This window comes from Vibrio sp. SSH13-20, from assembly GCF_040104475.1.
GTDB lineage: Bacteria > Pseudomonadota > Gammaproteobacteria > Enterobacterales > Vibrionaceae > Vibrio > Vibrio harveyi.
Genome location: NZ_JBECOU010000005.1, coordinates 298,063 through 321,252 on the forward strand (window position 1 = coordinate 298,063; position 23,190 = coordinate 321,252).

A 23,190-nucleotide genomic window follows, 5' to 3' on the forward strand; every position below is an offset into this window, starting at 1 on the left:
AAAATAAAAGAAAAAAGGCTGGCATAAGCCAACCTTGTATTTGTTTCAATCTCGATTTGAATTAGCTTAAGAAGCTTGGAATTTTCGCTTCGTATTCAGCAATCTTATCTTCGTGTTGAAGGGTCAGACCGATATTGTCTAAACCGTTCAGTAAGCAATGACGACGGAAGGTGTCGATTTCAAAACCATATTCTTTGCCGTTAGCACGAACGACATTAGCTTCTAAGTCCACTTCCACTTCAGCGCCTTCGTTAGCCTCAACAAATTGGAATATTTCATCCACTTCTTGTTCTGTAAGGCGAACAGGTACCATCTGGTTGTTGATGGAGTTGCCGTAAAAAATATCGGCAAAGCTAGGTGCAATCATCGCTTTGATGCCGTAATCGGCTAATGCCCAAGGGGCGTGCTCACGAGAAGATCCACAACCGAAGTTTTCTCGTGCTAGCAAGATAGAAGCGCCTTGGTAGCGCGGAGCGTTCATCACGAACTCTGGATTTGGCTGTTCGCCAGCATCATCTAAGAAACGCCAGTCATGGAACAAGTGTTTACCAAAACCTAGACGAGATACCTTTTGTAGGAACTGCTTAGGAATAATGGCATCGGTATCTACGTTCGCTGCATCTAGAGGAACAACTAAGCCTGTGTGTTGTTTAAAACCTGACATCTGTTCTCTCCTAGTCCTGGTTCTCAAAAGAAGTCAATTCGCGAATATCAACAAAGTGACCAGCGATTGCCGCTGCCGCTGCCATAGCAGGGCTAACCAAGTGGGTGCGACCATCACGACCTTGGCGACCTTCAAAGTTACGGTTTGATGTTGACGCACAACGCTCATGGGGACCCAAGCGGTCGTTGTTCATGGCCAGACACATTGAGCAACCCGGTAGACGCCATTCAAATCCTGCCTCTTTAAAGATAACGTCTAAGCCTTCCGCTTCAGCTTGGGCTTTTACTTGTTCTGAGCCCGGAACGATAAGAGCTTGAACATGCCCTGCGACTTTACGACCTTTCGCTACTTCTGCTGCTGCACGCATGTCTTCGATTCGTGAGTTAGTACAAGAACCAACAAAGACTTTATCGACGTTGTAATCTGATAACGACTTACCAGCTTCAAGTCCCATGTAAGCCAACGCTTTTTCAGCAGAGGCTTTTTCTACTGGATCTGCAAAGCTCTCTGGTGTTGGGATGGGCTGGTCTACAGCGATTACTTGACCTGGGTTTGTGCCCCAAGTGACTTGTGGCTTGATGTCTGCACCGTTCAGCGTTACTACGGCATCAAACTGAGCATCATCATCTGTTTTTAAGGTTTTCCAGTATTCCACTGCCGCATCAAATTCAGCACCCTGTGGCGAGAACTTACGACCTTTAATGTAATCGAATGTGGTTTCATCTGGTGCAATCAAGCCTGCTTTTGCGCCTAGCTCAATCGCCATGTTACATACCGTCATACGACCTTCCATGGAAAGATCAGTGATGGCTTCTCCACAGAACTCGACGACATAACCTGTACCGCCAGCAGCGGTGGTCTCACCAATAATGGCAAGTACGATATCTTTAGCAGTGATGCCCGGAGCTACTTTGCCTTTCACTTCGATTTTCATCGTTTTTGCACGTGCTTGTTTTAGCGTTTGAGTTGCTAGCACGTGCTCCACTTCTGAAGTACCGATACCAAATGCAAGTGAACCAAATGCACCGTGAGTTGCGGTATGTGAGTCACCACAAACAATGGTCATACCCGGTAACGTAATGCCAAGTTCTGGTCCCATTACATGCACAATGCCTTGGTATTTGTGGTTAATGTCGTAAAGCGTAACGCCAAATTCTTCACAGTTTTTCGATAGCGTTTCCATCTGGATACGGGCCATCTCGCCGGAAGCATTGATGTCTTTTGTCGTCGTGGAAACGTTGTGGTCCATAGTCGCAAAAGTTTTGCTGACCTGACGCACTTTACGACCTTTTTCACGCAAGCCGTCAAATGCCTGCGGAGACGTCACTTCGTGTACCAAATGACGGTCGATGTACAAGATTGGGTTTTCCCCTTCTGCTGCGACGGCAACGTGTGCGTCGTAGACTTTTTCGTATAGTGTTTTGCCCATTGGTTTGCTTCCTTTCCTCGTTATCCTTGTCGCTTTGTTTTAGCACCAATGACTGAGAGGTAAGTCATTGGTGGATAGAGGATTTAGTATTTATTATGAATCTGTTCTGTATTATGAGTTTAAGATGTACTCAGCGATCTTATCGCCCATCTCAGATGTTGTAAGCGCAGGGTTGTCACCAGCAAGATCGCCCGTTAGCTCCCCAGCTGAAAGTGCTTTTGATACTGCGGCTTCAATGTCTTGCGCCGCAGTTTCTTCACCTAGGCTGTAACGCAGCATCAGTGCTGCTGATAGGATTTGCGCCACAGGGTTAGCAATATTCTTACCTGCGATATCGGGTGCACTGCCACCTGCTGGCTCGTACAGACCAAATTTACTTTCGTTTAGGCTTGCTGAAGGCAGCATACCCATTGAGCCAGTGATCATTGCACACTCATCAGAAATGATGTCGCCGAAGATGTTTGAACAAAGCATTACGTCAAACTGAGCTGGGTCTTTAATCAACTGCATTGTTGCGTTATCAATGTACATGTGTGACAGCTCGACATCTGGGTAATCTTTTGCGATTTCTTCTACCACTTCACGCCATAGGATTGAGCTTTGCAGAACGTTCGCTTTATCGATTGAACACACCTTCTTACGGCGTAGACGTGCAGATTCAAACGCAATTTTTGCGATACGTTCGATCTCAAAGCGGTGGTAAACCTCGGTATCAAATGCTTTTTCTGTTGCGCCTTCACCTTCACGACCTTTCGGTTGACCGAAGTAGATACCACCAGTTAATTCACGTACTACCACGATGTCAAAACCACGACCTGAGATGTCTGCACGAAGTGGTGAGAAGGCTTCTAGACCAGAGTGGATCTGTGCTGGACGAAGATTACAGAATAATTGGAAGTGTTTACGTAGCGGAAGTAGGGCACCACGTTCAGGTTGGTCATTTGGTGGTAAGTGCTCCCACTTTGGTCCACCTACTGAACCGAATAGGACGGCATCAGACTCTTCACACGCTTTGACTGTACTTTCTGGAAGTGGGCAGCCGTGATTGTCGATCGCAATACCACCAACATCATGCTCGTCACGCTCAAATGCAATACCGTGTTTCTTTTCGATTGCATCCAACACTTTATGCGCTTGCGCCATCACTTCTGGGCCGATACCGTCGCCAGGTAAAACGGCAATTTTGTATGATTTGTCTGTCATGTTAATCCTTTAATATTTCTAAATTTTTGAGCTTATCTAAACGAATTTGGTTGGAGTCTGAGATGTGAATCAGACCCCAATGAATCACATTAAACTGTCGCGATTTTCTTTTGCTTCATCTCTTCAATCTTATCGGCACGATGAATGCTGTTGATGACGTGTAATAGCGCTTGACCAGATGCTTCTACGATATCGGTAGAAACGCCGGTACCGTGGTACTTACGACCTTTGTAGTTGGCGATGATGTCTGCTTGACCAAGACCATCTTCACCTTCACCTTTTGCCGTTAGGTCGAACTTGTCTAGAACGATGTCGTAACCTGTCACGCGGTAGATACATTGGTATAGCGCATCAACCGGACCATTGCCGACTGCAGCCTCACACGTTTCCTCATCACCACATTGCATCTTGATGCTGGTGGTCGCCATTACGCTGCCTGATTGCACACTTAGGTAGTTCAACTTGTAGAAATCATCTTCTTCACGCAAGTTTGAGAAGTGCATTAGGGCTTCTAGATCGTAATCAAATACTTGCCCCTTACGGTCGGCAAGCTTCAAGAAGTCCTCGTACAACGCATCTAAGTTGTATTCTTCTTCTTTGTAGCCCATTGAATCCATGTGGCTTTTCACGGCTGCACGACCACTGCGGCTGGTTAGGTTCAGAGCTTGGTTTTTAAGACCGATCGATTCAGGCGTCATGATCTCGTAAGTGTTTTTGTTCTTTAGCATCCCATCTTGGTGAATGCCTGAAGAGTGGCTGAATGCGTTGGCTCCAACGATCGCTTTATTGCTCTGAATTGGCATGTTACATAGCTGACTAACCAACTTGCTGGTGCGGTGGATTTCGTCGTGTTTTAGACCGGTATGCACACCCATGAATTCTTGGCGTGTTTTTAGGATCATCGCGATTTCTTCTAAAGAACAGTTACCTGCACGCTCACCGATACCGTTAATGGTGCCTTCTACTTGTCGTGCCCCTGCTTGGACGGCTGCGATAGAGTTTGCGACTGACATACCTAAGTCATCGTGGCAGTGCACAGAGATGATGGCTTTGTCGATGTTGGGTACGCGGTTGAATAGGGTTTCAATGATGCCACCAAACTCACTTGGTACTGTGTAGCCAACGGTGTCTGGAATGTTGATGGTGCTTGCGCCCGCATCGATAGCGGCTTCAACCATGCGGCATAGGTTGTCGATTGGAGTGCGCCCTGCGTCTTCACAAGAAAACTCGACGTCGTCGGTGTAATTGCGTGCGTGTTTTACTGCTTTAACACCCATTTCAACCACATCGTCGTAGCTGCGGCGAAGTTTGTCCTGAACGTGAACAGTCGAAGTGGAGATGAAGGTGTGAATTCGGAAAGCATCAGCGACTTTTAGTGCTTCAGCGGCGGCATCGATGTCTTTCGCAACGGCACGCGAAAGGGCACAAACTCGGCTATTTTTTATGTGTTTTGCGATGGTTTGTACGGACTCGAAATCACCTGGTGAAGAGACAGGAAAACCCGCTTCGATAACATCAACGCCCAGCCTTTCAAGCGCATAGGCAATCTGCAGTTTTTCTTTAACCGTCAAGCTTGCTGACAACGCTTGTTCGCCATCACGCAATGTGGTGTCGAATATAATGACCTGATCGTTCATGTTTGCTTCCTTCATGATTTTTGCACTTTCGCGCAAGTTAATCGTTTACTTCCGGTATTTAGATATAAAAAAACCCGCATTTGCATGCGGGTTTCTAAGAAATTGGTGTGGTTATTTTTCTTCCACAGCCTACCCGCGCGAACTGGTCACGATCAGGAGGAGGCTAAGCAGGATAGAAAAACGTGCTGACATAGTTGTTAAGCATTCCACAAAATTAAGTTAACAAATTAGTACCGCACTCAATGGAGCACGTCAACCCTAAAGTTGATTTTTTATTCATATCGGATCAGTAGGTGAATTAATCTTCTATCAATGATGGACGTCTTCAATGTGAAGAAAGGGGAGATGTTTGTGCTACAACAATTATTGCCGCGACTAAGATCACGCTCACCATCTTCTTCTCATTGTTTTGATACTGCATGCTTTGCGAGCTATCACACAAAGGAGGCAATTGGTTGGCATAAATTCAGCAGAGCGATTTATAGTAGAACGGTTGTATCTACCGAATTTTTGAGGCAAATAGGTTAGGGATTAATGGATTTCGCGAAACAACTTGGACGTTCTGCGCTGGCTCTAGCTCTGGTTTCTTTATCTGGGTGTCAGTTACTTCAATTTGGGCAACCGACAGAGGCGACCTCTTCAGTGGTGGCGAGCGATCATGCTCATAGTGTCTTGATGATCAACCACCAAATGGATGAATACTTGAGTGAAGATGGACGTGAATCCTTTCTAAATCAAATGCTGGTGGCGTTAGAGTCGGATAACCGTGACAAGTTTAAAGGTAAAGATCCAGACACTTACTCTTGGTGGAAGATCCGTGTCCAGCCAAATCAATGGAAGGAAGCAGAAGTAAGTCGTCCTATTGTAGAGGGAGTGGATACGTCAAATACACTTGAATTTATGGATGTTTCATATCGCTCAAAGACCACTCTTAATTTGCGAGCAAAACCGAGCTTAAAAGGAGAGAAGCTGGGAGAGCTAACCAAAGGTGAGGTCTTTAATGCTCTTGCTAAAGTGGAAGGCGAACCATGGTTGCTGGTCGAACAAAAAGGTGTGATTAGAGGTTACGTACACAAAGACTACGCTCGTAGTAATGTCGTCAACCGAGACATTTTGTCGATCAAGCCTAATCCACTATTAAAGCATAATGTTGAGCCAAGCGAACAAGGGAAAAACGAATTGTTCGGTAGCTATACTTGCCGTGATTTGAGCTATGAGCTCACGAAAGATGGTCACATGACCACCGGCTCGCTTAGAGCATGTCGTAAACAAAGAAAGATCTGGTACATCGATGCACCAGTCTCTGCTTCCAATCAGTCTTGATCTTTTATGCTCAGATCTTCTGGGTGAATATCTTCGTACTTATGAGCTCGGTTGATCAACGTAACGATTACCGAGCTTATTGCTACTCTTAACTCCCGGCGTTTTTTCTGCTCTGCTGCAAATGATAACGTGTCATTAATTATCCAAATTCTCGTCATGTAGTTGTCACCTTACACGCCTAGTTTTCATATAAAGGTCAAAGTAAAGGAATGTTACATGCGAGCTTTAGAGACAATTAGCCAGCCAATGGCAAGCATTGCTAAATTTGATTTGGCGTTCTCCAGTGTGTGTTTACAACATCGATTTAATCAGCAAGTCGCGAATATCAGTAAAGGAGTTTCTCATAGTGGGGATGGACACCTCTATGTGGTGTTAGGGTTGTTAGCTTGGCTACTTGATAAGCAACATGGTCATTGGTTCTTGATTACCGGGTTAACCGCATTTGCCATCGAATTACCCATTTACTGGGTGTTGAAAAACAGCTTTAAGCGCCGTCGTCCTGAGGAATTGAGCGCGTTGCTTCCTGCCTTTATTACTCCCTCTGACCGCTACAGCTTACCGTCAGGTCATACTGCGGCGGGCTTTTTGATGGCGACGCTCATTCATCATTTTTATCCAGACTTAGGCATATTTGCTTTCACTTGGGCAGCCTTGATTGGGACATCACGTATTCTGCTTGGCGTGCACTTTTTTACTGACATTATCATTGGTGCTTTGTTGGGGAGCCTATGTGGTTCTTTGGCAATTGGGCTCATTGGAGGTTAATGGATGAAAATTCTGTATGGTGTTCAAGGCACAGGAAATGGTCACATCGCCCGCGCAAGAGCCATGAGTAAAGCTTTTCAAACTCACGACGTGCAGGTTGATTTTCTTTTCTCTGGACGCGAACCAGAAAAGTACTTTTCAATGGAGTCTTTTGGAAACTATCAAACTCGGCGTGGCTTTACCTTTGTGACAGAGAAAGGTGCCGTGAGCTATGCTAAAACGGCATTACGCAATAACTTGGTTCAGTTTATCCAAGAAGTAAATCAGCTGGATTTGTCTTCTTATGATCTGGTGATCAATGATTTCGAACCCGTCTCGGCTTGGGCTGCTCGTAAGCAGAACAAACCTTGTATTGGTATCAGTCATCAAAATGCATTCCGCTACCCAGTACCTCTTAAGGGGGCGAGTTGGTTGGATAAATCCGTCATAGAGCATTTTGCTCCTTCGCAACACCACCTAGGCTTGCATTGGTATCACTTTGATCAGCCGATCTTACCACCTATCGTTCATACGCTTGAGCAAACGAGTGGTAATGATGACTTTGTTCTCGTCTATCTTCCGTTTGAATCAATAGAAGACATCAGCGATTTGTTGTTCCATTTTAATCAACAGTCTTTTGTCTGTTATCACCCGAACGTGATTGAGTGTGAGCAAGTGGAAAATATTGAACTAAGACCTCTGTGTCACACTAACTTTCAATCTCATTTGCAACGTTGTAGTGGAGTGATTGCCAATGGTGGTTTTGAACTGCCATCGGAAGCCCTTTCTCTTGGCAAGAAGCTATTACTTAAACCGCTTTCTGGGCAATTTGAACAGCAAAGTAACGTCGCAACATTGGAAGATCTAGGGCTAGCATCTTCGATGGAAAATCTTGATATTTCGACGGTACGTCAGTGGTTGAAAGAACAACAAGCAGAAAGCGTGAAGTATCCTGATGTTGCAAAAGCGATCGCCAACTGGGTATTACAAGGTGCTTGGGATGCACCTGAAAAACTCTCTGAACAACTATGGGAACAAGTCGATTTCCCGAGTTACGTATCGAATGTTTAACGTCTGATTTATCTTCTAAGTTGCAGTCATTCACGCGCTGATTGGCTGCATTTTTATGCCTTCTATATCATTTCTATTCACGGTCATTTTGCTGACTCTTTAACTGATTTGCATGTTTTGTGAACTTAACTATTGATGCTGGTTTTTGAACGCAAATGCAAACAATAAGCAGGGCAAATGGGTTGTATGATCCCTGTAGATTGTCATTAACGTGCTAAATAGGTTGTAAGAAACCTCTGATTTAGGCGTTTTATACTTTTTTATGTTTTTCTTAACGATATGATAAATATGGAATAAATAACTAATTGGCTAAAATTTAATGATTAAATATCAATCTAGTTGCGAAACCTTGATTGATTAGTTGATAGTACGGTTCGAGCCGGAAATATCTGGACGATAAATATAATACAAATTCGGTTTTCTATTCCTTAAAAAATGATTTGAATCCAGCCACGGTCGTTTGTGTGCAAAGAGATTCTATTCGTTAAGAATTCATTGAACCAAGTTGACGATTACATAAGAGGCGCACTCCATGTTAGATAAAAAAGACGCGATGAGCGCAATTGCTAGCTACCGTATGGAAAGCACATTGCGTGGTGTAGATTTAAACCTATTGACCGTATTTGATGCAGTGATGCAAGAGCAAAATATTACTCGTGCAGCACATAACCTTGGCATGTCACAACCAGCAGTAAGTAATGCGGTTGCTCGCCTAAAAGTAATGTTTAATGATGAGCTATTCATGCGTCAGGGTCGTGGTATTCAGCCAACTCAGCGTGCTCGTCAACTGTTTGGTCCTATCCGCCAAGCACTACAGCTCATTCGTAACGAACTTCCAAGCTCAGTTTTCCAACCTGAGTCTTCAACTCGTCTGTTTAAACTGGCGATTTGTAGCCCATGTGATATGCGTTTCGCACCGAGAATCATGGCTAACATTAACGAGCAAGCACCAAGCGTACAGCTACACCTAGATGCGGAATTTGATCGCCTTCTATCTGAGCGTATGCGCTACCAAGAAATCGACTTCGTAATTGACTACGCACGTTTTGATGATCAAGGCTTCTCAAGCACTGAAATCTTTAAAGATGAGCTAGTGGTTATTGCTTCTAAGACGCACCCTCGCATCCAAGGTGGTGTATCTGCTGAGCAACTGATCAACGAGAAACACGCGAAGCTATCACGTGTACATGGTCAACGTAGCTTCTCTGAGCAAGCGTACCGCGAACTTGATTGCCAAGCCGCTTATGAAGGTTCAAGTTTAAGCAACCTGCTATACGTAGTAAGCCAATCTGAGCTTGTGACTATCGCTCCTCGCTGGATGGCTGAGAATGCAGTGAACAGCGACCAGTTGCAAATCCTAGATTTCCCATTTGAAAACAAGGAAATCAGTGGTTACCTAAGCTGGCACGAATCAAGTGAGAAGGACAAAGGCCACATCTGGTTACGTGACCAACTCATGATCACTTGTGGTGAAGTTGTTGCGCTTAAATAAGCTGAATTTTTAGCCTGATCAACTGGTCAGACTGGACTTGTAATCATCAATTTTTACAATTCCTTGCCCCTGAGAGAACGCCGTCTCTCAGGGGCTTTTTATGTCCGCTATTTAATAGTCGAAACAGCGACTTAAGTTGATTAAACCTTCAGCAGTTAAAGACCTGCTATGCTCTCATTAGTGATAGTCGTCTCTTAATAATGATAAGTTTGATAATGGTCAGTTGCGTTTTTAAGCGTCGAGGTTACACTTGTGCGCTCAAATAGCTTACGCCTGTAAGCCAAAAGGTAATGTAAAGAATGGCCAAGTTAGATTTTCATATCGTAAAACGTATTCGTGAACAAATTGCGAAGGGTAGTACTCGTGTTGCGCTTAAACATAAAGTCGGCGACACATGGCAAGGTATTACTTGGGAGCAGTTTGGTCAGCAAGTAGATGCTTTGTCACTTGCGCTTTTGGCTCAGGGATTGGGCGTTCAAGATAAGATCGGTATTTTCTCAAATAACATGCCGCAATGGACCATTGCTGATTTTGCAGCACTGCAATTGCGTGGCGTTACCGTACCTATCTATCCAACTAACACCGCAGCTCAATCGGCTTACATCATTGATAACGCAGACGTCAAAGTGTTGTTCGTTGGTGAGCAGCCACAGTTTGATGCCGCGGTTAGCATTTTCGATGAATGTAAGCAGCTAGAACTGATCGTTGCGATGTCAGATGATATTGACCTAGGCGATCATGCATTTGCCATGACATGGAAAGACTTCGTTGCTAAGGGCGACGTTAGTCACCAAGCTGAGCTAGAAACTCGTTTAGAACATGCGCAAGAAGAAGATCTACTGACCCTGATTTACACCTCTGGTACCACAGGTCAACCGAAAGGTGTAATGCTAGATTACGCGAACATCTCTGCCCAACTTGAAGGTCATGATGAGCGCTTGAGTTTAACTGAAGACGACGTATCGCTGTGTTTCTTGCCATTATCACACGTGTTTGAGCGTGCATGGACATTCTATGTGCTTTATAAAGGTGGTACCAACTGCTACCTGCAAGACACCATGCAAGTACGTGATGCCCTGAGTGAAGTGCGCCCAACCGTGATGAGTGCGGTTCCTCGTTTTTATGAGAAGATCTTCTCTGCGATCCACGAGAAAGTGTCACGTGCACCATTCCATCGCAAAATTATGTTTACTTGGGCGGTCAACATGGGTGCGAAGATGGCTGCTTGTCATCAAGAAAACCGCAAGCCATCACTAATGCTACGTAAATCTTATGCTTTGGCAGACAAGCTAGTGTTGAGCAAGCTACGTGCATTATTGGGTGGACGCATTAATTTCATGCCATGTGGTGGCGCGAAGCTAGATGAAACCATTGGGCGTTTTTTCCACGCAATTGGCATCAATGTTAAGCTTGGCTACGGTATGACAGAAACCACGGCAACCGTATCTTGTTGGGATGATCAATGCTTTGATCCGAGCTCTATCGGTATGGCAATGCCAGGCGCTCAAGTTAAGATTGGTGAAAACAACGAAATTTTAGTGCGCGGTCCAATGGTGATGCGTGGCTACTACAAAATGCCAGAGGAAACTGAGAAGACGTTTGACGAACATGGCTTCTTGAAGACTGGCGATGCAGGCTACATTGATGAAAATGGCAACTTGTTCATTACTGACCGCATCAAAGAACTGATGAAGACTTCAAACGGTAAGTACATTGCACCTCAAGTCGTAGAAGGTGCAATCGGTAAAGACCACTTCATTGAGCAGATTGCTGTCATCGCAGATACACGTAAATTTGTATCGGCTCTGATTGTTCCGTGTTACGACTCACTTGAAGAGTATGCGAAAGAACTAAATATCAAGTACCACGATCGTGTTGAATTGATCAAACATCATCAGATTGTTGAGATGCTTGAGAAGCGTGTTAATGACCTGCAGAAAGAACTGGCTAAGTTTGAACAAGTTAAGAAATTCAAACTTTTACCTAAAGCATTCTCGATGGATGATGGTGAGTTGACCCCAACACAAAAACTTCGTCGTAAAGTCATTAACGACAAATACCAAGATGAAATCGAAGAAATGTACACTGAAAAGTCTGATAAAAAGTAACTTAAGCTAACTTAGATTTCAGATTGATGAAAATGTCCCCAGTTGCCTGATCTTGTGCTGCTGGGGATTTTTTATGACCGTCTTTCACACTTTTAGTTGTGACTTATGAAGGAAGTTTCGCTGAAAGTTGCTATTTCTAGTGAAATTATTCACTTTATTTTCTTTTGGTTTCTTATCTTGATTCTATTTTGCGCTACTTAGTTAGCGTCAAACCCTGCCTTTGTTCTGATTTATAGCATCTTGTTTAAAATTTGATTCAACTCTCATTAGACCCGTTGATAATAAAACGTTACATTTGTTGTGTTACCTTGCGTTTTGTTATGACAGACGTAAGACATAGCTGAAAAAGTGGAAGTATTTCTATTAGGCTACGAATAAGACCTAGACTATGTAAAACCAGACCAAACCGTTGGCCTTACGGTGAGGAAAACTGGTAAGGAGAGCAAATTATGACAGCAATGTTGTCAGGCGCAGAGATGGTTGTGCAATCTCTGATTGAAGAGAGCGTAGAGCAAATCTTTGGTTACCCTGGCGGGTCCGTTTTAGATATCTACGACGCACTGCACGCCAAAACCGATCAAATCAAACACGTACTAGTAAGACACGAACAAGCTGCTACCCATATGGCAGATGGCTATGCGCGAGCGACGGGCAAGCCTGGGGTCGTACTGGTGTGTTCTGGTCCTGGTGCAACCAATACCATCACAGGTATTGCGACTGCATACATGGATTCAATTCCAATGATTGTTATCTCAGGTAACGTACCAAACAACCTGATTGGTAATGATGCCTTCCAAGAGTGTGACATTGTGGGTGTTTCACGCCCAGTTGTGAAACACAGCTTCCTCGTTAAGAAAGCGGAAGACATTCCTGAAACGATCAAAAAAGCGTTCTACATCTCGACAACAGGTCGACCTGGACCGGTTGTGATTGATTTGCCGAAAGATATTTTGAACCCGCAAATCAAGCTTCCTTACGAGTACCCAGAAAGCATTTCGATGCGTTCATATAAGCCAACGACGTCTGGTCACAAAGGTCAGATCAAAAAAGCGTTGAAGTCGCTTGTTGAAGCGAAGAAACCAGTACTGTACATCGGTGGTGGGGCGGTAATTTCCGGTGCGCATGAGCATATTCAAACGCTATCGGAGCAGTTAAACCTTCCTGTTGTAAGCACACTAATGGGGTTAGGTGCCTTCCCGGGTACACATAAAAACTCGCTAGGTATGCTAGGTATGCACGGTACTTACGAAGCTAACATGGCGATGCATGAAGCGGATCTGATCTTTGGTATTGGGGTACGTTTTGATGATCGTACGACCAATAATCTAGAGAAGTATTGTCCGAATGCTAAAGTGATGCACATTGATATTGACCCATCTTCTATCTCGAAAAATGTGAAAGTTGATTTGCCTATCGTAGGTTCTGCTGAAAAAGTATTAGCGACCATGGTTGGTCTGCTCAACGAGCAGGGCAATAACAACGATCAAGAAGCGATAGGTCAGTGGTGGGAAGACATTCAAGTATGGCGAGATCGCAACTGCTTGGCGTATGAGACATCTCCTGAGCGCATTAAGCCGCAACAAGTTATCGAAACACTGCACAAGCTAACCAAGGGAGACGCTTACGTTGCGTCTGATGTGGGACAGCACCAGATGTTTGCGGCACTGTACTATCCATTTAATAAACCACGCCGTTGGATTAACTCGGGTGGTCTCGGCACAATGGGCTTCGGTCTACCTGCTGGTATGGGTGTGAAATTCGCAATGCCAGAAGAAGAAGTGGTGGTTGTGACTGGTGATGGCAGTATCCAAATGAATATTCAGGAGTTGTCGACGGCCATGCAATACGACATCCCTGTAAAAATCATTAACTTGAATAACCGTTTCCTAGGCATGGTAAAACAATGGCAAGACATTATTTATCAAGGTCGTCACTCTAACTCGTACATGAGTTCTGTTCCTGATTTTGCAGCGATTGCAGAAGCTTATGGTCACGTCGGTATTCGTATCGAAACGCCAGATCAGCTAGAAGCGGGTCTCCAAAAGGCGCTCGACATGAAAGATCGTTTGGTGTTTGTCGACATCAACGTAGATGAAACCGAACACGTTTACCCAATGCAGATCAAAGGCGAGGGTATGGACAAGATGTGGCTAAGCAAAACGGAGCGTACTTAATATGAGACACATTATTTCTTTGTTAATGGAAAACCAGCCTGGTGCTTTGTCTCGCGTTGTCGGTTTGTTTTCTCAGCGTGGTTACAACATTGAATCATTGAACGTATCACCAACTGATGACGAAACACTGTCGCGTCTAAATATCACGACTAACTCTGATGAAATGCAGTTGGAGCAGATTCAGAAGCAATTGCATAAGCTGATCGATGTGCTCAAAGTGCAAGAAGTCACGGAATTTGACCACATCGAGCGCGAACTGATGATGGTCAAGGTGAAAGCGAGTGGTTTTGCTCGTGCTGAAGTGAAGCGTACCGCGGATATTTTCCGTGGTCAGATTGTTGATGTCACGGCTTCTCAATACACGGTGCAACTTGCGGGTACCAGTGAGAAACTGGACGCTTTCATCCAAGCGATTTCGGAAGTTACGGAAGTGGTCGAAGTGGCTCGAAGCGGTGTCGTAGGCATTGCTCGCGGGGAACGTTGCCTCAAGCCTTAATGAAATCTGATGCATTTAAGAAAAGCCATCGTTGTTCGATGGCTTTTTGTTTAGAAAATAACAAACAGTGATATAATTGCTGCTTTCGTAATCAATGTGAGTAGTAGAACGCGTGAAAGTCAGGAAGTTAGTCAGCGCTTTGTTGGCGACGACGCTATTTTTTAGCGCGCTCATCTCAATCTACTACTATCAGAAATATCAAACGCTGTTAGCGGATAACGTCAAGAGCACCGCTAAAGAAGCTCTTCATCAACTCGCGTATTCCGAGCGAGAATATAACAACGTTCAAGATCAAATCTCTTCCATCAGTGATCTACTCGGTCATAGCCAAAGCCTTTACGATTATTTGCGTGATCCTAGCGACAAAAATCTCGCCATTTTACAAGAGGTGTGGAGCTCAGTCGCCGTTAACCAAAAATGGTATCGACAGATACGTTTCCTAAACCTTGAAGGGCAAGAGAACGTACGGATTAATTACGACTTCAAAACGGGCATTGCTGCGCCAGCTCAGGTTTTGCAAGATAAGTCCGAGCGAGCTTATTTCCAATTCGCTCAGAATCTTAGCAATGACCAGATCGGCTCTTGGGGGATAGAGTTAGAACGAGAAAATAGTGAGCTCGTTTATCCGTACAGTCCATCGATTCGTATCATGATGCCTGTTGCGATGGATGGCACGCGCGAAGGCTATCTGGTACTGAACATCAACGTTCAATATTTGTCGTCACGTTTAAATTACTCACCTGTAAGAGATTTTAACATCGAGCTTATCAACCAAGCGGGCTACTACGTTGCGAGCTCTCATAATGACAAGTTGTATGGCGATATTATTCCTGCTCGCTCTCGATTCAACTTTGGTTTGCTTCACCCCAAAGTTTGGCAGAACATGGGGGCAGAAAAGATGGGTTACGAATACGATGGTAACCATCTGGTGATCTTTAATACGATTAACTTTGTGCCGGGGGAGTCTCTTCATTTAATTATCGATCTTTCGCAAGAACAGCTCTTAGAGCGAGCTGATCGAGACATTGATGACTTATTGCAAGAAGCTCTCTTTGTTTTAAGCTTGATGCTGGTTTTCGCGCTCCCGATAACAACTTTAGCACTGCACTATCGTCGCCATAGCATTGAGTCCAAGCTGGCTCGAGCGGCACTGGATGGCATGACCGCAGTGATGATTTCGGATACTTCACACCGAATTATGATGGTTAACCAAGAGTTCGAAAACATGATGGGTTATTCGAATTCTCGCTTACGAGGCTGGAATGCCCACAATCTGATTTTTATCCCCGAAGACATTGAAAATATTCTGGCGATTTGGAATCAACTGGGTGTTGAGCAAGTATGGGAAGGTGAGGTGCGTTGTCGTACTAAACTTAATCATGTGTTTACTGCCATTATGCGTGTTCAAGCCATTATGGCAAAGTCTGGTAAGGTCAGTTATTACATCACTTCACTGGTGGACATTTCGGAGCGTAAAGAGCTAGAAGAAAAGCTGCGCAACTTAAGTGAGAAAGATGGTTTAACTAGCCTTTGGAATCGTCGTAAATTTGAAGAGCAGCTTGCACAATATACCAACTTGGTTGAACGCTATCCGAATACACCCACGACTTGTTTAGCCTTGTTTGATATCGACCATTTCAAGCGTATCAACGATGAACTGGGGCATGATGAAGGCGACAAAGTCATTTGTACGGTGGCTGAAACTTTACTTCGTGGGGTGAGAAGCACCGACTTCGTGGCTCGAGTTGGTGGAGAGGAGTTCGCGGTGATCATGCCGCACACTACTACGCAAGAGGCAGAAGTGGTTTTGAATCGCTTGCGTGTTGCAGTAGAGCTAAGTAGTGACCGTTCAGTGACCGTAAGTGTGGGTTACAGCGATGTGACTGCGGATAGAACTCGCAGTTACAAATGTGCCGATATTGCCCTGTACGAGTCAAAAAGTGCAGGGCGGAACCGAGTGTCGATTTGTCACAGTTTTGATGACATTGCTTAGAGGCGATGAGAAAAAGCAGTAATTGGCTTCTCTAGCAAATAAAAAAATCGGGATAACCCCGATTTTTTGCTATCTATTGGGCGACGATATGATTAAGCCGTTTCTAGCTCTAGTACAGTTTCAATACGCTGCATTGAGCTCAATAAATGCTTATCAAGCAGTGTCATTGCTTCTTCGCTGTTCTTCGCAAGAACAAGCTTCATGATCATCTCATGTTCATCAATGTTGAACAGAGCATCTTGCTCAGAGTTCAATGTTTGCATCGCAAAGTAGCGGTAGCGTTTGATTTGGTTGATCAGATCACTGAAGAACTCAAACATGTTCTTTGAATCGGCACCTTCCAACAAAGAGACGTGGAACTGATGGTGGCGCTCTTCCCACTCTTTCCAACAGAATGTTTCGTCAAAGTTCAGACGAGATAGCTTATGGTATGACGTTAGCACGTCCAATTCCCAGCTTTCATCACCCGCCAAGATTGCTTTCTTAAGCAGTACAGAAGAAACCACACGAAGGCTTTCGTATAGGTCGTTCAATTCTTTTTTGCACACAGGCGCAACCCAACAGCCTTTTTGTGGCTCAAGCTTTACATACTTGCTCCAAGACAGTTGCACAAGTGCTTCGCGGATAGGTGATGCACCAACGTTGTATTTCTCTTTCAGGTCAGCAACCACAAGCTTTTGACCTGGCTTTAATTCACCCGTCAGGATGTCCTGACAGATCATTTTCGAAACTTTGTCGGTAAGAGTAGGACTGGACACAAGCAACCTCATGAAATTTTATTATCGTGACGACAACTAAACAGTACGTAGTTCGGTTGTGATTGATAATACAGCGTACTGATTATGAGGGCAAGATTAAATATATAAAAAAAGAGGGCCGAAGCCCTCTTTTTTATTGAACTGATGATTGAATTCTTCAGTCTTATAGAACGTGTACAGAAGCTGTGTTCGTTGTGCCTGAAGCTACTAGAGCACCAGAAACCATAACAACGATATCGCCTTTATTGCCTAGACCTGATTCTAGAGCAAGTTCTTTACCTGCTACGTAGAACGCGTCAGTGCTTTGGATAGACTCAACAACTACTGGAGTAACACCTTTAGTTAGAACTAGCTGTGCAGCAGTCTTAGTGTTAGTCGTTAGTGCTAGGATGTTTGCAGTTGGGAAGTACTTACGTACTGAACGTGCAGACTTACCACCTTCAGTTGCAACAACGATAAGTGGAGCAGCTAGTTTTTCAGCTGTGTCTACCGCGCCTTTACATACTGCTTCAGTGATGCGAAGACGTGGGCTGTCTAGACGAGAACCTAGCTCAGCTTTTAGAGCTGAATCAGTACGGTTCGCGATTTGAGCCATGATAGTTACCGCTTCAACTGGGTACTTACCTTTAGCAGTTTCACCAGAAAGCATAACTGCGTCAGTACCGTCCATTACCGCGTTAGCAACGTCGCCAGCTTCCGCACGAGTAGGACGTGGGTTGTTGATCATAGAATCAAGCATTTGAGTTGCAGTGATAACCATCTTACGTGCACGGTTACACTTCTCGATCATCATCTTCTGAGCGAAGATTACTTCTTCAGCTGGGATTTCAACACCTAGGTCACCACGAGCAACCATGATGCCGTCAGAAAGCTCTAGGATCTCGTCGAAGTTATCAACACCTTCTTGGTTTTCGATCTTAGAGATGATGTGGATGTTCTCGCCGCCGTTTGCAGCAAGTACTTCACGGATTTCTTGAACGTCAGAAGCTTTACGGATGAAAGAAGCAGCTACGAAATCAACGCCTTGCTCACAACCGAATTTAAGGTCGTTCTTATCTTTTTCAGATAGTGCAGGTAGGTTTACAGAAACGCCTGGAAGGTTAACACCTTTGTTTTCGCCTAGAGCACCGTTGTTAAGAACTTTACACTTAACTTCAGTTTCAGAAGTTGCAAGCACTTCCATTTCGATTAGACCGTCGTCTACTAGGATAGTGTTACCAACGTTTAGGTCGTTAGCAAAACCAGCGTAAGTTACTGCAACTTTGTCTTTGTTACCTACAACTGAGATGTCAGTTGTGAAAGTGAATTCTTGACCAGCTACTAGATCAACGTCGTTGCCGTCTTCTAGTTTGATAGTGCGGATTTCTGGACCTTTAGTGTCTAGAAGGATTGCAAGTTGTTTGCCTGTAGCTTCCATTACTTGGCGGAAGTTCGCGATACGAGTGCCGTGCTCTGCGTAGTCACCGTGAGAGAAGTTAAGACGCATAACGTTCATGCCAGCGTTTACTAGTTCAGTTAGCTTCTCTACAGATTCAGTTTTAGGGCCAATCGTACAAACGATTTTGGTCTTTTTCATGGAAGATACTCTCCGGTAAGTATAGTTACAATTTGAAAGTCGGTTGTTTACTCTGAAGTTAGGGCGTTTTGATGACATTTAGTGCCTGTCACCCACCGATTTTCCGCCGCATTATTGGAACTTCAGATTCTGTAAGTCTTTCACCAAGTTTAGTCATTTTATGACTAAAAGATCGGCGATTTTGGTTACCTTTTTGTGACTAATCCCACTTTATATGCAGAAAGTTGCAAAAAAATAACCTTCAATTCTGTAATTTTTTTTCTTTTCGGTGGCGAATTCTACCACCGAATGAATCCAATATCACTGTTTAAGAATTGTCTTAGGACAAGGTTTTATCGAGAAATATTAATTTTTTGGATCGAAATAAATGGACTTAAAAGTTTCGTTTTGACTATAATAAATTTCAAACCGAAACTTAAAATCAAAACATAAATGTCGAAACGAAACACTCAACTAAGAAGACACGCCATTTCTAACCTAGTAAATGAGCTTGGGGAAGTCAGCGTTGATGAACTGGCGCAGAAATTTGAAACCTCAGAAGTCACGATTAGAAAGGACTTAGCTTCTTTAGAGAAAAATGGACAACTTTTGCGCCGTTACGGTGGTGCGATTTCGATTCCAACCGAAGTTATTCATGAAGAATTGAGTCCAATTGTTTCGAGTCGAAAGTTAAGTCTAGCAAAAGCGGCGGCATCACTGATTCGTGACCATAACCGAATTGTGATCGACAGTGGCAGCACAACAGCGGCATTGATTCAGCAATTAAACGACAAACGTGGTTTGGTTGTAATGACCAACTCGTTGCATGTCGCAAATGCACTTAACGAATTAGAGAGCGAACCAACCCTGTTAATGACAGGTGGAACTTGGGATACGCACTCAGAATCCTTCCAAGGCAAAGTAGCCGAATCTGTACTAAGAGCTTACGACTTTGACCAGCTGTTTATCGGTGCTGATGGTATCGATTTAGAGCGCGGAACCACAACGTTCAATGAATTGGTTGGCTTAAGCAAAGTCATGGCAGAAGTCTCTCGTGAAGTCATTGTCATGATCGAGTCTGAAAAAGTCGGACGCAAAATTCCGAACTTAGAGTTGGCTTGGGACCAAATTGATGTATTGGTTACCGACGCAGAGTTACAGCCAGAACACAAAGCACAGATTGAACAACATGGCGTAAAAGTCATTTGCGCCTAATCTAACTAAGTAAACAGTTTCATATTTCACTTCCCTCTGGATAAAGGCCTTTGCTTGCTGCCTCTATTTGAAACCATGGCTAGGGAAGAACAAAACTACAAACGGAGATAAACACATGTGTGGAATCGTAGGTGCAGTAGCACAACGAGATGTTGCAGAAATTTTGGTTGAAGGTCTACGTCGCTTGGAATACCGCGGTTATGACTCAGCGGGCGTAGCGATCGTTGATGGCGAAACCAACCTAACGCGTATTCGTCGTCTAGGTAAAGTGCAAGAGCTGGCAGACGCAGTTGATCAAGCAAAAGTGATCGGTGGTACTGGTATCGCACACACTCGTTGGGCAACACACGGTGAGCCTTCAGAAGTGAACGCACACCCACACATGTCTGGTGACATCGCAGTAGTACACAACGGCATCATCGAAAACCACGAAGAGCTACGTGAGCTACTTCAATCTCGCGGTTACGTATTTGAATCTCAAACGGATACTGAAGTTATCGCTCACATGGTTGAGTGGGAGCTTCGCACTTCAGAAACATTGCTTGAAGCAGTACAAAAAACAGCAAAACAACTTGAAGGTGCATACGGTACAGTGGCACTGGATCGTAAAGATCCTTCACGTATTGTTGTGGCGCGCTCAGGTAGCCCAATCGTTATTGGTTTTGGTGTGGGTGAAAACTTCCTCGCGTCTGACCAACTTGCGCTACTTAACGTAACACGCCGTTTCATGTACCTAGAAGAAGGTGATGTTGCTGAGATCACTCGTCGTGACGTAACGGTATTTGATGCAACAGGTGAGCGTGTAGAACGCGAAATCACAGAATCAAACGCGGAACACGACGCAGGTGACAAAGGTCAATACCGTCACTTCATGCAGAAAGAGATCTACGAACAACCAACAGCGTTGATCAACACAATGGAAGGTCGTATCACGGCAGACTCTGTTGTCACTGAAGCAATCGGTGTTAACGCGGCAGAAATCCTAAGCAAAGTGGAACACGTACAAATCGTTGCATGTGGTACATCTTACAACGCTGGTATGACAGCACGTTACTGGTTTGAAGACATTGCGGGCGTGAGCTGTGATGTAGAAATCGCGTCTGAATTCCGTTACCGCAAGTTTGTGACGCGTCCAAACAGCCTATTGATCACGCTTTCTCAATCTGGTGAAACCGCCGATACGCTAGCAGCACTTCGCCTAGCAAAAGAGAAGGGTTACATGGCGGCAATGACCATCTGTAACGTAGCGGGTTCTTCTTTGGTTCGTGAGTCTGACTTCGCATTCATGACACGTGCAGGCGTGGAAATCGGTGTGGCATCAACTAAAGCGTTCACGACTCAGCTTTCTGCGCTACTCATGCTAGTGACGGCACTTGGTAAGCAACAAAACCGCATTAGCAAAGAGAAAGAAAAAGAGATCGTAGAAGCGCTTCACGCTCTACCGAAACAAATCAATGCAGCGTTGTCTTTCGAAAAAGAAATTGAAGCACTAGCACCAGACTTTGCCGATAAACACCACACTCTATTCCTAGGTCGTGGTGAGTTCTACCCAATCGCGATGGAAGCGTCTCTAAAACTAAAAGAGATCTCTTACATTCACGCAGAAGCCTACGCGGCAGGTGAATTGAAACACGGTCCTTTAGCATTGATCGATGCAGATATGCCAGTTGTGGTTGTTGCACCAAGCAACGATCTTCTAGAGAAGCTGAAATCAAACGTTGAAGAAGTACGTGCTCGTGGTGGTCTGCTTTACGTATTTGCCGATGCTGACGCAGGCTTTGAAGGTGATGAGACAATGAAGATCATCACAATGCCACACGTTAGTGAAATCACGGCGGCTATCTACTACACCATTCCAATGCAGCTACTTTCTTACTACGTGGCGCTGATCAAAGGTACGGATGTAGATCAACCACGTAACCTAGCGAAAGCGGTAACCGTAGAATAATCAACACATGGTGTGATTAAGATTACACTTGTTTATGTTGCGCTATGTAAGTAGCGAGAACCTAAAGCGAAGTCACATGACTTCGCTTTTTTTATGCTTGTTGACATGGTTATGATGCGCAATACGTTGACATTCACTTGTTTACTTTCTGACACGTCGGACGGCGAGCATTACTATCGTAAGCCCAACGGATGTGGTTTCTATTGAACTGAAAAGGTCACTATGAAAATCAAACTCTTGGCAGTATGTATTGTTTCTTCGTTCTACCATCACTACGCCTTAGCAGATGAAGAAAAAACGCAGCAACGCAAAAGCCAAACAGTATTTATTGATGAAAACGATGATTGGCTACAACTTAAATCTGGCGAGGTGATCAAAGGCGAGTTAACGGGGACAATCAAAGAAGAAACGAACTCGTTCGATCAAGAGATTGAATTTGATAGTGATGATCTTGGTGATCAAGAGATTGAACTGGAAGATATCGCGATATTAGAAACAGCGAGCTTTTTTACCATTCGAACCGCAAGCGGTGATGTTTTCGACGGTTACTTGTCGATTCGTGATGAGCAGCTGTACTTGACTAATGACGGTGAAGAGATGGCGTTTCCTATTACGGATGTTGTATCGATTTATCGCGGGGCAGAGAAAGATTCTGATCATTGGACGACCGAGATTTTCTTTGGTTTAGACATTAGCAAAGGCAACACCGATGAGTTTTCACTGCTCGGTGAAGTGGAAGCGGAAAGAAATACCGTTGGCTCGCGCACTAAGTTAAAAGCGAAGCACGAAAACTCCAAGACGAATGATAAAACGACGGCAAACAATAGTTCGTTTGATGGCTCCTACGATATCTATTTGAGCAATCGTCTGTTCTTTCGACCGCTCAAACTCTCTGTACTCAGTGATGAGTTTCAAAACATTGAATACCAGGTTAATGCTTCAATGCAGATGGGTTACTTTATCATTGCCAATTCACAAACAGAGTGGGATGTCTCTATTGGTCCCGGTTATCAGTACACCGATTTTAAGACGGTAGAAGAGGGGGAATCGGGTGACGCGACCAGTAACACGCTGGCGTTTGAATCTAACTTTGAGTATGAACTGACCGATGACATCGATTTAAGCCATACCTATAACCTGAATTGGGCAAGTAACGACGCGGGCGGCGCCCGTCATACCAATGAGCTAGGTTTCGATATCGATCTTGTTGATGATCTTGAACTTAGCATTAAAGCTGTTTGGGATCATGTCTCTGACACCAAAGCCGATTCGGAGGGGGTAGTACCAGAGAAAGACGACTACAAATTCCACTTTGGTTTAACTTACGAGATTTGATTATGCTCCTTGTGAGGCGAAGATGATTGTTGGATTTATGACAAA

General features: G+C 44.4%; 17 protein-coding genes. 11 read left to right on the forward strand and 6 right to left on the reverse strand.

Features of this window, described 5'->3' with window-relative positions; genetic code table 11:
• Nucleotides 1-61: 61 nt before the first annotated feature.
• The 4 genes from leuD to leuA form a co-directional block, all read right to left on the reverse strand.
• Entirely contained in the window at nt 62-664 is a 603-nt protein-coding gene (gene leuD / locus ABMY42_RS16560; protein WP_005450464.1) for a 3-isopropylmalate dehydratase small subunit, read from the reverse strand.
• A gap of 10 nt (nt 665-674) precedes the next feature.
• On the reverse strand, nt 675-2,093 hold the full coding sequence (gene leuC / locus ABMY42_RS16565; RefSeq protein ID WP_053049222.1) for a 3-isopropylmalate dehydratase large subunit: 1,419 nt from the start codon (nt 2,091-2,093) through the stop codon (nt 675-677).
• 111 nt (nt 2,094-2,204) lie between these two features.
• Nucleotides 2,205-3,296, reverse strand: a complete 1,092-nt coding sequence (leuB, locus tag ABMY42_RS16570) for a 3-isopropylmalate dehydrogenase (RefSeq protein WP_005450462.1) — start codon at nt 3,294-3,296, stop codon at nt 2,205-2,207.
• 89 nt (nt 3,297-3,385) lie between these two features.
• Nucleotides 3,386-4,933: a 2-isopropylmalate synthase gene (gene leuA / locus ABMY42_RS16575; protein ID WP_005450461.1), complete on the reverse strand. Its 1,548-nt coding sequence runs from the start codon at nt 4,931-4,933 to the stop codon at nt 3,386-3,388.
• A 534-nt stretch (nt 4,934-5,467) separates the two neighbouring features.
• Here leuA and ABMY42_RS16580 point away from each other — a divergent pair.
• From ABMY42_RS16580 to ABMY42_RS16615, 8 genes are all read left to right on the forward strand, one after another.
• Entirely contained in the window at nt 5,468-6,256 is a 789-nt protein-coding gene (locus ABMY42_RS16580; protein ID WP_199479682.1) for an SH3 domain-containing protein, read from the forward strand.
• A 216-nt stretch (nt 6,257-6,472) separates the two neighbouring features.
• The gene (locus ABMY42_RS16585; protein ID WP_005450458.1) at nt 6,473-7,021 is read left to right on the forward strand and encodes a phosphatase PAP2 family protein; all 549 of its coding nucleotides are present in this window, start codon (nt 6,473-6,475) and stop codon (nt 7,019-7,021) included.
• Between the two features lie 3 nt (nt 7,022-7,024).
• Entirely contained in the window at nt 7,025-8,071 is a 1,047-nt protein-coding gene (locus ABMY42_RS16590) for an MJ1255/VC2487 family glycosyltransferase (protein ID WP_349266556.1), read from the forward strand.
• Between the two features lie 532 nt (nt 8,072-8,603).
• Nucleotides 8,604-9,563, forward strand: coding sequence for a LysR family transcriptional regulator CalR (calR, locus tag ABMY42_RS16595; protein ID WP_005430441.1), 960 nt, complete (start codon nt 8,604-8,606; stop codon nt 9,561-9,563).
• 299 nt (nt 9,564-9,862) lie between these two features.
• Nucleotides 9,863-11,671 (forward strand): long-chain fatty acid--CoA ligase, encoded by a 1,809-nt coding sequence (locus ABMY42_RS16600; protein WP_009698844.1) that lies wholly within the window; start codon nt 9,863-9,865, stop codon nt 11,669-11,671.
• A gap of 449 nt (nt 11,672-12,120) precedes the next feature.
• The gene (locus ABMY42_RS16605; RefSeq protein ID WP_005450455.1) at nt 12,121-13,845 is read left to right on the forward strand and encodes an acetolactate synthase 3 large subunit; all 1,725 of its coding nucleotides are present in this window, start codon (nt 12,121-12,123) and stop codon (nt 13,843-13,845) included.
• 1 nt (nt 13,846) lies between these two features.
• Nucleotides 13,847-14,341, forward strand: a complete 495-nt coding sequence (gene ilvN, locus ABMY42_RS16610) for an acetolactate synthase small subunit (RefSeq protein WP_005450454.1) — start codon at nt 13,847-13,849, stop codon at nt 14,339-14,341.
• Nucleotides 14,342-14,453: 112 nt separating this feature from the next.
• On the forward strand, nt 14,454-16,334 hold the full coding sequence (locus ABMY42_RS16615) for a diguanylate cyclase (protein WP_349266557.1): 1,881 nt from the start codon (nt 14,454-14,456) through the stop codon (nt 16,332-16,334).
• A 92-nt stretch (nt 16,335-16,426) separates the two neighbouring features.
• Here ABMY42_RS16615 and ABMY42_RS16620 read toward each other — a convergent pair whose 3' ends face one another.
• On the reverse strand, nt 16,427-17,104 hold the full coding sequence (locus tag ABMY42_RS16620; protein ID WP_017190055.1) for a GntR family transcriptional regulator: 678 nt from the start codon (nt 17,102-17,104) through the stop codon (nt 16,427-16,429).
• Nucleotides 17,105-17,255: 151 nt separating this feature from the next.
• Nucleotides 17,256-18,668, reverse strand: coding sequence for a pyruvate kinase PykF (gene pykF, locus ABMY42_RS16625; protein WP_005450451.1), 1,413 nt, complete (start codon nt 18,666-18,668; stop codon nt 17,256-17,258).
• A 432-nt stretch (nt 18,669-19,100) separates the two neighbouring features.
• On the opposite strand from pykF, the gene ABMY42_RS16630 reads away from it, so the two are divergent.
• The 3 genes from ABMY42_RS16630 to ABMY42_RS16640 all read left to right on the forward strand — a co-directional run bounded on the left by ABMY42_RS16630 (nt 19,101) and on the right by ABMY42_RS16640 (nt 23,145).
• Nucleotides 19,101-19,862: a DeoR family transcriptional regulator gene (locus ABMY42_RS16630; RefSeq protein ID WP_005450450.1), complete on the forward strand. Its 762-nt coding sequence runs from the start codon at nt 19,101-19,103 to the stop codon at nt 19,860-19,862.
• A 115-nt stretch (nt 19,863-19,977) separates the two neighbouring features.
• A complete protein-coding gene (glmS, locus tag ABMY42_RS16635; protein ID WP_005450449.1) occupies nt 19,978-21,810 on the forward strand; it encodes a glutamine--fructose-6-phosphate transaminase (isomerizing) in 1,833 nt (610 codons plus the stop codon).
• A gap of 222 nt (nt 21,811-22,032) precedes the next feature.
• Nucleotides 22,033-23,145 (forward strand): DUF481 domain-containing protein, encoded by a 1,113-nt coding sequence (locus tag ABMY42_RS16640; protein ID WP_038897772.1) that lies wholly within the window; start codon nt 22,033-22,035, stop codon nt 23,143-23,145.
• The last annotated feature ends 45 nt before the right edge of the window (nt 23,146-23,190 follow it).

What these genes read in the sequence shown, in the direction of transcription:
- ABMY42_RS16630 (WP_005450450.1), top strand. Translation starts at nt 19,101, where the DNA reads ATGTCGAAACGAAACACTCAACTAAGAAGACACGCCATTTCTAACCTA.
- ABMY42_RS16640 (WP_038897772.1), top strand. Translation starts at nt 22,033, where the DNA reads ATGAAAATCAAACTCTTGGCAGTATGTATTGTTTCTTCGTTCTACCAT.
- pykF (WP_005450451.1), bottom strand. Translation starts at nt 18,668, where the DNA reads ATGAAAAAGACCAAAATCGTTTGTACGATTGGCCCTAAAACTGAATCT.
- ilvN (WP_005450454.1), top strand. Translation starts at nt 13,847, where the DNA reads ATGAGACACATTATTTCTTTGTTAATGGAAAACCAGCCTGGTGCTTTG.
- calR (WP_005430441.1), top strand. Translation starts at nt 8,604, where the DNA reads ATGTTAGATAAAAAAGACGCGATGAGCGCAATTGCTAGCTACCGTATG.
- leuB (WP_005450462.1), bottom strand. Translation starts at nt 3,296, where the DNA reads ATGACAGACAAATCATACAAAATTGCCGTTTTACCTGGCGACGGTATC.
- ABMY42_RS16620 (WP_017190055.1), bottom strand. Translation starts at nt 17,104, where the DNA reads ATGAGGTTGCTTGTGTCCAGTCCTACTCTTACCGACAAAGTTTCGAAA.
- leuD (WP_005450464.1), bottom strand. Translation starts at nt 664, where the DNA reads ATGTCAGGTTTTAAACAACACACAGGCTTAGTTGTTCCTCTAGATGCA.
- leuC (WP_053049222.1), bottom strand. Translation starts at nt 2,093, where the DNA reads ATGGGCAAAACACTATACGAAAAAGTCTACGACGCACACGTTGCCGTC.
- glmS (WP_005450449.1), top strand. Translation starts at nt 19,978, where the DNA reads ATGTGTGGAATCGTAGGTGCAGTAGCACAACGAGATGTTGCAGAAATT.
- ABMY42_RS16580 (WP_199479682.1), top strand. Translation starts at nt 5,468, where the DNA reads ATGGATTTCGCGAAACAACTTGGACGTTCTGCGCTGGCTCTAGCTCTG.
- ABMY42_RS16600 (WP_009698844.1), top strand. Translation starts at nt 9,863, where the DNA reads ATGGCCAAGTTAGATTTTCATATCGTAAAACGTATTCGTGAACAAATT.
- ABMY42_RS16585 (WP_005450458.1), top strand. Translation starts at nt 6,473, where the DNA reads ATGCGAGCTTTAGAGACAATTAGCCAGCCAATGGCAAGCATTGCTAAA.
- leuA (WP_005450461.1), bottom strand. Translation starts at nt 4,933, where the DNA reads ATGAACGATCAGGTCATTATATTCGACACCACATTGCGTGATGGCGAA.
- ABMY42_RS16605 (WP_005450455.1), top strand. Translation starts at nt 12,121, where the DNA reads ATGACAGCAATGTTGTCAGGCGCAGAGATGGTTGTGCAATCTCTGATT.
- ABMY42_RS16590 (WP_349266556.1), top strand. Translation starts at nt 7,025, where the DNA reads ATGAAAATTCTGTATGGTGTTCAAGGCACAGGAAATGGTCACATCGCC.